The organism is Roseicyclus sp. (genome assembly GCF_052168335.1).
GTDB lineage: Bacteria > Pseudomonadota > Alphaproteobacteria > Rhodobacterales > Rhodobacteraceae > Roseibacterium.
On record NZ_JBQLZP010000004.1, the window covers coordinates 1 to 12,984 of the forward strand.

The 12,984-nt window shown below is 69.4% G+C and carries 10 protein-coding genes; 6 read left to right on the top strand and 4 right to left on the bottom strand.

Features of this window, described 5'->3' with window-relative positions; genetic code table 11:
- Positions 1-1,949, top strand: a 1,949-nt coding sequence (locus ACTS11_RS00120) for a peptidoglycan -binding protein (protein ID WP_442638323.1), incomplete at its 5' end; no start/stop codon positions are given.
- A gap of 52 nt (positions 1,950-2,001) precedes the next feature.
- On the opposite strand, the gene ACTS11_RS00125 is transcribed toward ACTS11_RS00120, so the two are convergent.
- From ACTS11_RS00125 to gloB, 3 genes are all read right to left on the bottom strand, one after another.
- The gene (locus tag ACTS11_RS00125) at positions 2,002-2,895 is read right to left on the bottom strand and encodes a phosphotransferase (protein ID WP_442638324.1); all 894 of its coding nucleotides are present in this window, start codon (positions 2,893-2,895) and stop codon (positions 2,002-2,004) included.
- A 68-nt stretch (positions 2,896-2,963) separates the two neighbouring features.
- Entirely contained in the window at positions 2,964-5,297 is a 2,334-nt protein-coding gene (gene clpA / locus ACTS11_RS00130) for an ATP-dependent Clp protease ATP-binding subunit ClpA (RefSeq protein WP_442638325.1), read from the bottom strand.
- 311 nt (positions 5,298-5,608) lie between these two features.
- Positions 5,609-6,388, bottom strand: coding sequence for a hydroxyacylglutathione hydrolase (gloB, locus tag ACTS11_RS00135; protein ID WP_442638326.1), 780 nt, complete (start codon positions 6,386-6,388; stop codon positions 5,609-5,611).
- Between the two features lie 75 nt (positions 6,389-6,463).
- On the opposite strand from gloB, the gene ACTS11_RS00140 reads away from it, so the two are divergent.
- Positions 6,464-7,222, top strand: coding sequence for a class I SAM-dependent methyltransferase (locus tag ACTS11_RS00140; RefSeq protein WP_442638327.1), 759 nt, complete (start codon positions 6,464-6,466; stop codon positions 7,220-7,222).
- Between the two features lie 4 nt (positions 7,223-7,226).
- On the opposite strand, the gene ACTS11_RS00145 is transcribed toward ACTS11_RS00140, so the two are convergent.
- Entirely contained in the window at positions 7,227-8,045 is an 819-nt protein-coding gene (locus tag ACTS11_RS00145) for a hypothetical protein (protein WP_442638328.1), read from the bottom strand.
- A gap of 428 nt (positions 8,046-8,473) precedes the next feature.
- Between ACTS11_RS00145 and ACTS11_RS00150 the strand changes: the two genes are divergently transcribed.
- From ACTS11_RS00150 to atpD, 4 genes are read left to right on the top strand one after another with little or no spacing between them, the layout of a single operon-like run.
- Positions 8,474-9,034: a F0F1 ATP synthase subunit delta gene (locus ACTS11_RS00150; protein ID WP_442638329.1), complete on the top strand. Its 561-nt coding sequence runs from the start codon at positions 8,474-8,476 to the stop codon at positions 9,032-9,034.
- Between the two features lies 1 nt (position 9,035).
- Positions 9,036-10,574, top strand: a complete 1,539-nt coding sequence (gene atpA, locus ACTS11_RS00155; RefSeq protein WP_442638330.1) for a F0F1 ATP synthase subunit alpha — start codon at positions 9,036-9,038, stop codon at positions 10,572-10,574.
- A 30-nt stretch (positions 10,575-10,604) separates the two neighbouring features.
- On the top strand, positions 10,605-11,483 hold the full coding sequence (locus tag ACTS11_RS00160) for a F0F1 ATP synthase subunit gamma (protein ID WP_442638331.1): 879 nt from the start codon (positions 10,605-10,607) through the stop codon (positions 11,481-11,483).
- Positions 11,484-11,502: 19 nt separating this feature from the next.
- Positions 11,503-12,927 (top strand): F0F1 ATP synthase subunit beta, encoded by a 1,425-nt coding sequence (atpD, locus tag ACTS11_RS00165; RefSeq protein ID WP_442638332.1) that lies wholly within the window; start codon positions 11,503-11,505, stop codon positions 12,925-12,927.
- Positions 12,928-12,984: the final 57 nt, after the last annotated feature.

Sequence of the window (12,984 nt, forward strand, 5' to 3'; positions counted from 1 at the left end):
AGCGCAGAGCGGGGGCCCGATTCTCCGGCGCCATCTGGCCCGGCTTCGTCGACGCGATCACCGCCCTCCTGATGGTGATGATCTTCGTCCTGACGATCTTCATGGTCGTGCAATACGTCCTGCGCGAGGAGATCACGAACCAGGACGACGAGCTCAACACGCTGAACGCGCGGCTGAACGAGCTGTCGCAGGCGCTCGGCCTCGAGACGTCGCGCGCCGACCGGCTGGAGACGCGCGTGGCGACGCTGTCGGGATCGCTCGAGGCGGCGGAGCGGCAGGTGTCCGAGCAGCAGGCGCTCATCGCCTCGCTCACCGCTGAAGGCGAGCGGCAGGCGGCGCGCATCGCCTCCTTCGAGGAGCAGGTGGCCTCCCTCATCGCGCAGAATGCCGAGCTCGGCGCCGCCCGCGACGCGGCCGAGGCCGAGGCCGCCGAGGCGATCAGCGCGGCCGAAGCGCTCGACCTCGCGCTCGCCACCGCGCGGGAGGAGATCGACGCCGCCGCCGAGGCCGCCCGCCTCGACGCCGCGCGGCGCGAGGCGCTCGAGGCGCTGATCGCGTCGCTCGAGACCGAGGCCGCGGCCCGCGAGACTGAACTGGCGGAGGCCGAGGCGGCGCTGAGCGAGGCCGAGGCCGCGCGCCTCGTCGAGGCCGCCGCCGCCGAGGCGCTGCGCGAGCGGCTCGAGAATGCCGATGCGGAGCTGACCTCGATGACCCTCGCGCTCGAGGAGCAGCGCCGCCGCGCGGAGGAGACGCTGACCCTGCTGGCCGCCGCCGATGCCGCGCGGGAGGACCTCGCCACCCGCCTCGCCGCGGCGCTCGCCCAGGTCGAGGCGCGGGGCAGCGTCGAGGAACAGCTCGCCGCCGCCCAGATCGAGGCCGAGCGCATGGCCGCCCGGCTCGAGAACCGCGACCTCGAGATGTCCGAACTGGAGGAGCAGCTCGCGCTCGCCCTCAGCCGTATCGAGAGCGCGGAGGCGAGCGCCGCGGCGCGGCTGGCCGAGCTCGAGGCGCGCATCCGCGATGCCGAGGCCCGCGCCGAGGCCGCGGGCGTGGAGCTCGCCGCGCGCGAGACCGACATGTCCGCGCTCGAGGCCGAACTCGCCGAAGCCCTCCGCGCCCGCCTCGCCGCCGAGGCGGAGGGCGCCGAGGCGCTGTCCGCCGCCGAGGAGCGCGCGCGCCTTCTCGCGCAGGCCAATGCCGAACTGGAGGACGCCGAGGCCTCCTCGGCCCAGAGCGAGCGGCAGGTCGCCCTCCTCAACGAGCAGGTGGCCGCGCTCCGCACGCAGCTGTCGTCGCTGCAGGCGCTCCTCGACGCGGCGGCGGAGGAGGACCGCATGGCCGAGGTGCAGATCGAGGCGCTGGGCTCGCAGCTCAACACCGCGCTCGCCCGCCTCGCCGCCGAGCAGAGCCGGCTGGCCGAGAGCGAGACGGCGCGCGCCGAACTCGAGGCCGCCGAGGCCGCCCGCCTCGCCGCCGAGGCGCAGGAGCTCGAGCGCTACCGCTCCGAGTTCTTCGGACGGCTCCGCGAGCTGCTGGAGGGCCGCGAGGGCGTGCGGATCGAGGGCGACCGCTTCGTCTTTTCCTCCGAGGTCCTCTTCGACGTGGGCTCGGCCGACCTCGCGCCGGAGGGTCTGGCGCAGATCCAGGGCGTTGCGCAGCTCCTGACCGAGATCGCCGACGAGATCCCCGAGGGCATCGAGTGGATCATCCGCGTCGACGGCCACACCGACAACCAGCAGATCGGTGCGGGCGGCGCCTTCGCGAACAACTGGGAACTGAGCCAGGCGCGCGCGCTGTCGGTGGTGCTCTACATGTCCGAGGAACTGGGCATTCCGCCCTCGCGGCTGGCGGCGACGGGCTTCGGCGAGTATCGCCCCATCGCGTCCAACGAGACGCCCGAGGGGCGCGCCGCGAACCGCCGGATCGAGCTGAAGCTGACGGAAAGGTGAGGGGTGCGATTATTCGTACGAATAATCGCAGGCGAGCGGCGCCGTTGAGCCGCTACCCGTCGTCCGTCTCGAGCGCGGCCAATCCGCGCCTGGCGAGGCCGACCATCGCGGGATTCCTGTCGAGGTAGTAGGGCAGCGCCATGACGCATTGCCACGCCACCCGCGCACGTCCGCGCGCCACCGTGGCGGCGTCGGGGTCGAGTTGATCCAGAAACCGGGACCGTGCGGGCGGATCTAGAAGGAACCAGGCCGGGATCAGGTCGTAGGCCGGGTCGCCCAGGGTGACGAAGGACCAGTCGATCACGGCAACCAGCTTGCCGTGGGCAATGATCAGATTGCCGGGGACCAGATCTCCATGAAGCCAGACCGGCCGCCCGTCCCACGGGCGCGCGCTCAACCCCGCCTCCCAAGCGGCGATGGCCGGGCCGAGACCGGTCAGGCCCGCCGCTGCGGCGTCGTTGAGCGACCGACGAAAGGCCGAGTCATCGGGTGCAAGCGGGCCGCCGCGAGGTCCCAGGGCGACGATGTCCGGCGGTCTCATGCCATGCAGCGCACGCAGGAACGCCGCGAGCCGGTCGGCCAGGTCGCCCTGGTCCGACGGCATCGCCACCGTCGCGTCCTCGCCTTCGATCCATGGTTGGATCGTCCATGGCAGAGGCGGGTTCGTGGCGATGCGCCCGATGGCCTCGACCCGGGGGAACGCAAGGGGCAGATGGTGGCCGAACAAGCGCATGTGTTGCAGACAACGTGCCTCGTTCGCGAAGATGCGGGCCATTTGTAACTCGAGCGGCATGCGCAACAGATGGTGCTCGCCGAGCCGGAACACGCGCGTTTCCGTGCCGCCGTGGACGAGCGGCGTGACCGGCAGTCCTGCAAATGCCGGCGCACCGGTTGCAAGCGCGTCACGGATCTGCGCCTCGGTGACGGGGACGGTCTGGGCGTGCATGGGCTTTCGGACGAGACGAAAAGGGCGGGCCAATCGGCCCGCCCCCGTCCTAGCAGATGCCGACCCGATCAGTCCGCCGTCAGCAGCGGCGGCTTCTTGGAGCTGAGGCGCGGATTGCCCGGCTCCTCGAAGCGGAGGTCGATCTTGCCGTCCTTCATGCCGACCTTCACGTTGCCGCCCTTGGCGAGCTTGCCGAAGAGAAGCTCCTCCGCGAGCGGCTTCTTGATGTGCTCCTGGATGACGCGGCCGAGGGGACGCGCGCCCATCTTGTCGTCGTAGCCCGCTTCGGCCAGCCACTCGGCGGCGGGTTTCGTCAGCTCGATGGTGACGTTGCGGTCCATCAGCTGCGCCTCGAGCTGGAGGACGAACTTCTCGACCACCGAGAGGATCGTGTCCCGCCCGAGCGGCGCGAAGGAGATCACGGCGTCGAGGCGGTTGCGGAACTCCGGCGTGAAGGTCCGCTCGATGGCGGCCGTGTCCTCGCCCTCGCGGCGGTCGCGGCCGAAGCCGATGGCGGCCTTCTGCATGTCGGCGGCGCCCGCGTTCGAGGTCATGATCAGGATCACGTTGCGGAAGTCCACCTTGCGGCCGTTGTGGTCGGTCAGCGTGCCGTGGTCCATCACCTGCAGGAGGATGTTGAACACGTCCGGGTGCGCCTTCTCGATCTCGTCGAGCAGGAGCACGCAGTGCGGATGCTGGTCCACGCCGTCGGTCAGGAGGCCGCCCTGGTCGAAGCCCACGTAGCCCGGAGGCGCGCCGATGAGCCGCGAGACCGCGTGCTTCTCCATGTATTCCGACATGTCGAAGCGCAGCAGTTCCACGCCCAGGCTCGAGGCGAGCTGCTTGGCCACCTCGGTCTTGCCGACGCCCGTGGGACCGGCGAAGAGGTAGTTGCCGATGGGCTTCTCGGGCTCGCGCAGGCCCGCCCGGGCGAGCTTGATCGAGGCCGACAGCGCCTCGATCGCCGCGTCCTGTCCGAAGACCACGCGCTTGAGCGTGCCTTCGAGGTCCTTGAGCACCTCCGCGTCGTCCTTGGAGACGTTCTTGGGCGGGATGCGGGCGATCTTGGCCACGACCTCCTCGATCTCGCGGGCGCCGATGGTCTTGCGCCGCTTCGACTCCGCCACAAGATGCTGCGCCGCGCCCGCCTCGTCGATGACGTCGATGGCCTTGTCCGGCAGCTTGCGGTCATTGATGTAGCGGGCCGACAGCTCCACCGCCATCTTGATCGCATCGGCCGTGTAGCGGACCGAGTGGTGATCCTCGAAATAGGGCTTGAGGCCCTTGAGGATCTTCACCGCGTCCTCGACCGAGGGCTCGTTCACGTCGATCTTCTGGAACCGGCGGCTCAGCGCGCGGTCCTTCTCGAAGTGCTGGCGGAACTCCTTGTAGGTGGTGGAGCCCATGCAGCGCAGCTTGCCGCCCTGGAGCGCGGGCTTCAGGAGGTTGGAGGCGTCCATCGCCCCGCCGGAGGTCGCCCCCGCACCGATCACGGTGTGGATCTCGTCGATGAAGAGGATCGCGTCGGGGTGATCCTCGAGCTCCTTGACGACGGCCTTCAGCCGCTCCTCGAAGTCGCCGCGGTAGCGGGTGCCGGCCAGCAGCGCGCCCATGTCGAGCGAGTAGATCGTGGCGCCGCGCAACACCTCGGGGGTCGCGCCCTCGACGATCTTCTTGGCGAGGCCCTCGGCGATGGCGGTCTTGCCCACGCCGGGGTCGCCCACGAGAAGCGGGTTGTTCTTGCGCCGCCGGCAGAGCACCTGGATGCAGCGCTCGACCTCGTGCTCGCGCCCGATGAGGGGGTCGACGTCGCCCTTCACCGCCTTGGCGTTGAGATCGACGCAATACTTGGCGAGGGCCGATTCCTTGTTGTCGGCCTCGGTCGTCTCGGCCTGGGTGGTCTTCGCCTCCTCGTCGCCGTCGGAGGCGCCGGTCACGGGCCGGCTCTCGCCGTAGGAGGGGTCCTTGGCGACGCCGTGGGCGATGAAGTTGACCGCGTCGTAACGGGTCATGTCCTGCTCCTGCAGGAAGTAGGCGGCGTTGCTCTCGCGCTCGGCGAAGATGGCGACCAGCACGTTGGCGCCCGTCACCTCGGTCCGGCCGGAGGACTGCACGTGGATCGCGGCGCGCTGGATCACGCGCTGGAAGGCGGCGGTCGGCACGGCCTCCGACCCGTCGACATCCGTGACCAGCGTGGACAGGTCGTCCTCGATGAAGTTCACCAGCGTCGTGCGCAGCGCCTCGAGATCGACGCTGCACGCCTTCATCACCTTCTGCGCGTCGGGTTCGTCGATCAGCGCGAGCAGCAGGTGCTCGAGCGTCGCGAGCTCGTGGCGCCGCGCGTTCGCGTTCGCGAGCGCCGCGTGGATGGCCTGCTCAAGGGTTGTCGAAAAAGATGGCACGCGCGTGCTCCTTTCGGTGTCGTCGAGGGGGCCTCCGCCATTCCCCGATCATGGCCTCATGTGCTTAAGCTTTGGTTTTCTGCAGCGTCTTTCAAGCAATTTCTGCGCAAATATCGGTGTTGAGGGACAGGCCTTGCACAAGCTCTTGGTTCCGCTGGGGTATGCAAAAAAACAGGCGGCGCATGGGCGGACGTGGCGTCGGTCGCGTTTCGGACAGCCCGTCAGGGCGGGCGGCCCCGGGGGGTCGAGCGACCCCGGATGCGGGTTCCGCGACCCTTCGCGGCGGGTCGAGGTCCCGGGAAACGGCGGCGTCAGAAACTGTCCTTGCGGCGCCGGATCTCGGCGAAGACCTCGGCGTCGGCCGCCGATGACATACCTAGGTGCGACTTCACCCCGGACAAGCCCGCGCGCAGGAACGGGTTGGTGTCGAGCTCCTCGCCGAGGCGCGAGGGCACCGTCGGCCGCCCCTCGGCCCGTGCCGCGTCCACGGCCTCGGCGCGCGCCCGAAGGTCGGCGTTGTCCGGCTCGATCGTCAGCGCGAAGCGGGCGTTCGACCGGGTGTATTCGTGGCCCGAGCACACCAGCGTGTCGCGGGGCAGGGCGGCGAGCTTGGAGAGGCTCTCCCACATCTGCGGCGCCGTCCCCTCGAAGAGCCGCCCGCAGCCGAGCGCCATGAGGCTGTCGGCGGTGAAGACGGCGCGGGCCTCGGGGAAGTGGAAGGCGACGTGTCCGACGGTGTGCCCGGAGACGTCGATGACCGCGCCCTCCAGGTCGCCGACGCGCACCACGTCTCCTTCCGCAACGGCGTGGTCGAGGGGCGGCAGGCGGCCCGCGTCGGCCGCGGCGCCCCAGACCTCGGCGCCGGTCGCGCGGCGCAGGTCCTCCACGCCGCCGATGTGGTCGTGGTGGTGGTGCGTGATCAGGATGTCGGTCAGCGTCCAGCCGCGCGCCTTCAGCGCTGCCGCGATGGGCGCGGCCTCCGGCACGTCCACGACGGCGGTGTCGCCGGTGGCCGGATCGTGCAGCAGATACGCGTAGTTGTCCTTTAGGCAGGGGATCGTGACCACTTCGGGGCCGGTCGAACTGGGCATGGCAATTCGCCTCCGCTCGGGTAAGGTTCGGGTGCTTTCGGGAGACAGCCTCGCGCAGGAGGCAGGGGAAAGGCAATGCACCTGGATGTGATCGACCTGCGGCAGTTCTACTACCGCACGCGGCTCGGCCGGACCGCGCAGAAGGCGATCCGCGACCAGATGCTGACCTTCTGGCCCGAGGCCAAGGGGCAGACGGTCATAGGCTTCGGCTTCGCGGTGCCGCTCCTGCGCCCCTATCTCGGCGAGGCGCGGCGGGTCATCGGGCTGATGCCGGCGGAGCAGGGGGTGATGCCCTGGCCCGCGGGGCTCGACAACGTCTCGGTCCTCTGTCGCGAGGGCCTCTGGCCGATCGAGACGGGGCACGCCGACAAGGTCGTGTGCCTGCACGGGCTGGAGACGTCGGAGCATCCGGCCTCGGTCCTCGAGGAATGCTCGCGCGTGCTCGGGCCGGGGGGGCGCGCGCTCTTCATCGTGCCGAACCGGGGCGGGCTCTGGGCGCGGCGGGACAAGACGCCCTTCGGCTTCGGGCGTCCCTACACGCTCAGCCAGCTCGAGGCGCAGCTCAAGCGCCACGACTTCGTGCCCGAGCGCCATTGCGCCGCCCTCTTCGCGCCGCCCTCGGAGCAGCGGTTCTGGATCCGCGCCGCCGACATGGTGGAGAAGCTCGGCTCGCGGCTGCCGGGCCAGCGGGGGGGCGGCGTGCTGATCGTGGAGGCCTCCAAGCGCGTCTACGCGCCGCTCGGCCCCGGCCTGGCCGAACGCGTGCGCCGGCCGCTGCGCGTGCTCGAGGGGGCGCCGCAGCCCGCGGGCGCGACGGGGCGCGGACAGGTCTGAGGGATCAGCCGAAGAGGGCGGAGATTTCCGTGACCGGGCGGTTCGCGAGGAACTGCGGCGGTTCCACCTGCCGGGAATCCTCGGTCACCATCGTGTCGCCCGAGGCGGGGTCGAAGCTCGCCTCGAAGCGCCCGAGATCGACCTCGCCGAGCTTCTGGAGCCCGTGCGCCTCGATGAACTCGCTCTCGGTTCCCGTCACGCTGCCCGCGGGCAGGTCCTGCCCCTCCGGCAGCATGTAGAAGGCGAGCGCATAGCGCAGGCCCACCGAGGTCTCGGTCTGGCCGGCGGTGTCGAAGACGCTGTGGACGGCGAGGATCTGGCCGGGCAGATCGGGGGCGATGTTCAGCGTCAGCTCGTCCCCCGGCCCCAGGCTGGTGCGGAACCCGGCATCGGTCGCCTCGGCGCCCGAAGCGCCCGGTCCGCCGAGGGCGACCGACAGGATCTCGGTCGGCTCGCCGTCGTCGTAGTCGATGTCCGCCGGCGGAAGCGTCCGGCCGGCCAGCGCCTCGAACTCCTCGTTGGTCAGTTCCGCGACGACCGCGTCCTCGATGAAGTCCGCACCGAGGGCGTCGGCCTCCTCCTCGGCGGGCAGGAAGGCCTCGCTCGTCGGCGTGGTGTCGGGGCCGCGCATGCCGAGGGCGGCATACATGTCGAGCCGCGCGATCAGGTCCTCGTCGCCGCCGAGACCCGCGGCCGCATCCTGCGCGTCCTGGTCGTCGTCGCGCCGGTCGTCGTCGTCGTCGTCGCTCCGTGCGCTGACGTCGGTCAGCGCGTTGGACGCTCCGAAGGCGCCGAGAACGGTGAGGGTAAAGATTGACAACATGCTGGCCCCGGCCCGCCTCCAAGCTGCTTTAACGGATTCTAAAGCATTGGATTTGGGTCAAAAGCGGGTTGCCGTGCGGTGTGAATGTGGCGCTGGCGCGGCAATTTCGCGGGTCGGCGGCCGCGCACGCAACCTGGAGGCGTCGCAAGCCAGGGAAGAATCGTCGCGGCGGGCCCTTCCGGGGCGGCGGCGCGCAGGGCGATGCGCTAGCTTCAAAGCGTCGCAGACGGGGCGGCTTCGACTATCGACCTGATCCGCTTCGCTTTTCCGCTGTTGCGAACGCGTCTTGTGGCGGTTGCAGCATCAGGAGCCCTCTGCTACATCCACGGCGATTTTAGGGGAACCGGCTGCCATCTGCCGCCGAGACGCGAAAAAACCCGGAGGTGCCGGCCGGCGCCTGCCCGGGTCAAGCATGTGAAAGGGTGGACGTGAGCGAACCTGCTTCGATCTCGACCGGCATCGCCGCGCGATACGCGACCGCTATGTTCGAACTGGCTCAGGAGGGTGGGGCGCTCGACGCGCTCGAGGCCGATGTCGGCGCCCTCGAGGCCGCGCTGGCCGATAGCGCCGACCTCCGCGACGTCATCACCTCGCCGCTCTACGGCCGGGACGAGACGCAGGCGGCGATGGGCGCGGTCGCCGACGCGATGGGCCTCGACGCGATCACCGGCAACACGCTCCGCCTGATGGCCCAGAAGCGCCGCCTCTTCGTGCTTCCGGCTCTCCTGCGGTCGCTGCGCGCGCGCATCGCCGAGCACAAGGGCGAGGTCACGGCCGACGTGGTCTCGGCCAAGGCGTTGACGAAGGCGCAGTCCGAAAGCCTCCAGAAGGCGCTCTCGGCCTCGGTCGGCCGCGAGGTCCAGCTCAATGCCACCGTCGATGCGAGCCTCATCGGCGGTCTTGTCGTCAAGGTTGGCTCGAAGATGATCGACACCTCGATCCGCTCGAAGCTCAACGCTCTCCAGAACACCATGAAAGAGGTCGGATAAAATGGCGATCCAAGCAGCCGAGATTTCTGCGATCCTGAAGGAACAGATCAAGTCGTTCGGTCAGGATGCCGAAGTTGCCGAAGTGGGCCGCGTGCTCTCGGTCGGCGACGGTATCGCCCGCGTCTACGGCCTCGACAACTGCCAGGCCGGCGAGATGGTGGAATTCCCCGGCGGCGTGCGCGGCATGGCGCTGAACCTCGAGACGGACAACGTCGGCGTCGTGATCTTCGGCTCGGACCGCGAGATCAAGGAAGGCGACACGGTCAAGCGCACGAACTCGATCGTGGACGTGCCCGCCGGCGAGGCGCTGCTCGGGCGCGTCGTCGACGGCCTCGGCAACCCGCTCGACGGCAAGGGGCCGATCGCCACCTCCGAGCGCCGCGTGGCCGACGTGAAGGCGCCCGGCATCATCCCGCGCAAGTCGGTGCACGAGCCGATGGCGACCGGCCTCAAGGCCATCGACGCCATGATCCCGATCGGCCGCGGCCAGCGCGAACTGATCATCGGCGACCGCCAGACCGGCAAGACCGCCGTGGCGCTCGACACGATCCTGAACCAGAAGGTCTACAACGACCGCGCCGGCGACGACGAGAGCAAGAAGCTCTACTGCGTCTACGTCGCCGTGGGCCAGAAGCGCTCGACCGTCGCCCAGCTCGTGAAGAAGCTCGAGGAGACGGGCGCGATGGAATACTCCATCGTCGTCGCCGCGACCGCCTCGGACCCCGCGCCGATGCAGTTCCTCGCGCCCTACGCCGCGACGGCCATGGCGGAATACTTCCGCGACAACGGCCGCCACGCCCTCATCATCTACGATGACCTCTCCAAGCAGGCCGTCGCCTACCGTCAGATGTCGCTCCTGCTGCGCCGCCCGCCGGGCCGCGAAGCCTATCCGGGCGACGTTTTCTACCTCCACTCCCGCCTTCTCGAGCGGTCGGCCAAGCTGAACGAGGAGAACGGCGCGGGCTCGCTGACGGCGCTGCCGGTCATCGAGACGCAGGGCGGCGACGTGTCGGCCTTCATCCCGACGAACGTGATCTCGATCACCGACGGCCAGATCTTCCTCGAGACGGAACTGTTCTACCAGGGCATCCGTCCCGCCGTGAACACCGGTCTCTCGGTGTCGCGCGTGGGCTCCTCGGCGCAGACCAACGCGATGAAGTCGGTCGCGGGCTCGGTGAAGCTGGAGCTCGCGCAGTACCGCGAGATGGCCGCCTTCGCGCAGTTCGGCTCGGACCTCGACGCCGCGACCCAGCGCCTGCTGAACCGCGGCGCGCGCCTGACGGAACTCATGAAGCAGCCGCAGTACTCGCCGCTCACCAACGCCGAGATCGTCGTGGTGATCTTCGCGGGCATCTCGGGCTACCTCGACAAGCTGCCGGTCTCGGACGTGGGCCGCTTCGAGCGGGGCCTCGTGACCTTCATGCGCCAGAAGAAGCAGGACGTGCTCGACTGGATCACGCGGGAGGACCCGAAGATCAAGGGCGAGCCCGCCGACAAGCTGAAGGCCGTTATCAGCGAATACGCCGCCGACTTCGCCTGATCCGGAACATCGCGAGGAGGGTAAAGGCAGATGCCGAACCTCAAGGACCTGAAGAACCGGATCGCGTCGGTCAAGTCGACCCGCAAGATCACCAAGGCGATGCAGATGGTCGCCGCCGCCAAGCTGCGCCGCGCGCAGGAGGCGGCGGAGATGGCGCGCCCCTATGCCGAGAAGATGGAGGCCGTGATGGGCGGCCTCGCCCAGTCGGTCGGCGGCTCTGACAGCGCGCCGCGCCTGCTGGCGGGCACCGGCTCGGACAAGGTGCACCTGCTCGTCGTCATGACGGCGGAGCGGGGCCTCTGCGGGGGCTTCAACTCCTCCATCGTGCGGCTCGCGCGGCAGCGGATCGACAGCCTGCTCGCCTCGGGCAAGACGGTGAAGATCCTCACCGTGGGCAAGAAGGGCCGCGAGCAGCTCAAGCGTGACCACGCCGACCGCTTCGTCGGCCACGTCGATCTCTCGGACGTCAAGCGCCTCGGCTACGCCAACGCCGCCGAGATCGCCTCGGGCATCCTCGGGCGGTTCGACGCGGGCGAGTTCGACGTCGCGACGATCTTCTTCAACCGCTTCCAGTCGGTGATCGCCCAGATCCCGACCGCGACGCAGGTGATCCCGGCGCATTTCGAGGCGCCGCGGGACGCGGGCGAGGGCGGCACGCTCTACGACTACGAACCGTCGGAGGAAGGCGTCCTCGCCGACCTCCTGCCGCGCGGGGTCGCCACGCAGATCTTCACGGCGCTTCTCGAGAACGCCGCCTCCGAACAGGGCGCGCGGATGTCCGCGATGGACAACGCGACCCGCAACGCGGGCGAAATGATCGAGAGGCTGACGATCGAGTACAACCGCTCGCGTCAGGCCGTCATCACCAACGAGCTGATCGAAATCATCTCGGGCGCCGAAGCGCTCTAAGACACCGGAGACACGACACATGGCAAATGAAGTCGGCAAGATTACCCAGGTCATCGGCGCCGTCGTCGACGTGCAGTTCGACAACCACCTGCCCGAGATTCTGAACTCGCTCGAGACCGACAACGGCGGTAAGCGCCTCGTGCTCGAGGTCGCCCAGCACCTCGGCGAGGGCACCGTGCGCACGATCGCCATGGACGCGACCGAGGGTCTCGTCCGCGGCCAGCCGGTGAAGGACACCGGCGGCCCGATCATGGTGCCGGTGGGCAACGCGACGCTCGGGCGCATCCTCAACGTCGTGGGCGAGCCCGTGGACGAGGGCGGCCCGGTCGTGGCCGAGGAATTCCGCTCCATCCACCAGCCCGCGCCCGAGTTTATCGAGCAGTCGACCGAGTCCGAGATCCTCGTCACCGGCATCAAGGTGGTGGACCTCCTCGCGCCCTACTCCAAGGGCGGCAAGATCGGCCTCTTCGGCGGCGCCGGCGTGGGCAAGACGGTTCTCATCATGGAACTGATCAACAACATCGCCAAGGTGCACTCGGGCTACTCCGTGTTCGCCGGCGTGGGCGAGCGGACCCGCGAGGGCAACGACCTCTACCACGAGATGATCGAATCGAACGTCATCAAGCCGGACAACCTGACCGAGAGCCAGGTGGCGCTGGTCTACGGCCAGATGAACGAGCCTCCGGGCGCCCGCGCCCGCGTCGCGCTGACCGGCCTGACGCTGGCCGAGCAGTTCCGCGACCAGTCGGGCACCGACGTGCTGTTCTTCGTCGACAACATCTTCCGCTTCACGCAGGCGGGCTCCGAGGTGTCGGCGCTTCTGGGCCGCATCCCCTCCGCCGTGGGCTATCAGCCGACGCTGGCCACCGACATGGGCGCGATGCAGGAGCGGATCACCTCGACCAAGCAGGGCTCGATCACGTCGATCCAGGCCGTCTACGTGCCCGCCGACGACCTCACCGACCCGGCGCCCGCGACGACCTTCGCCCACCTCGACGCGACGACGGTTCTCAGCCGCGCGATCTCCGAACTCGGGATCTACCCGGCCGTGGACCCGCTCGACTCGTCCTCGCGCCTCATGGACCCCGCCATCCTCGGCGAGGAGCACTACAAGGTCGCCCGCGACGTGCAGGGCATCCTCCAGCGCTACAAGTCGCTGCAGGACATCATCGCGATCCTCGGGATGGACGAACTGTCGGAAGAGGACAAGCTGACCGTGGCCCGCGCCCGGAAGATCCAGCGCTTCCTCTCGCAGCCCTTCGACGTGGCGCAGGTCTTCACCGGCAGCCCGGGCGTGCAGGTCCCGCTCGAGGACACGATCCGGTCGTTCAAGGCGGTCGTGGCCGGCGAGTACGACCATCTGCCGGAGGCCGCGTTCTACATGGTCGGCGGCATCGACGACGTGATCGCCAAGGCCGAACGTCTGGCCGCGGAAGCGGCCTGAGCGGGAGGCGGGACAGGTCCCGCCCTGCGGTCAACGGGTAGGGCGGGACCTGTCCCG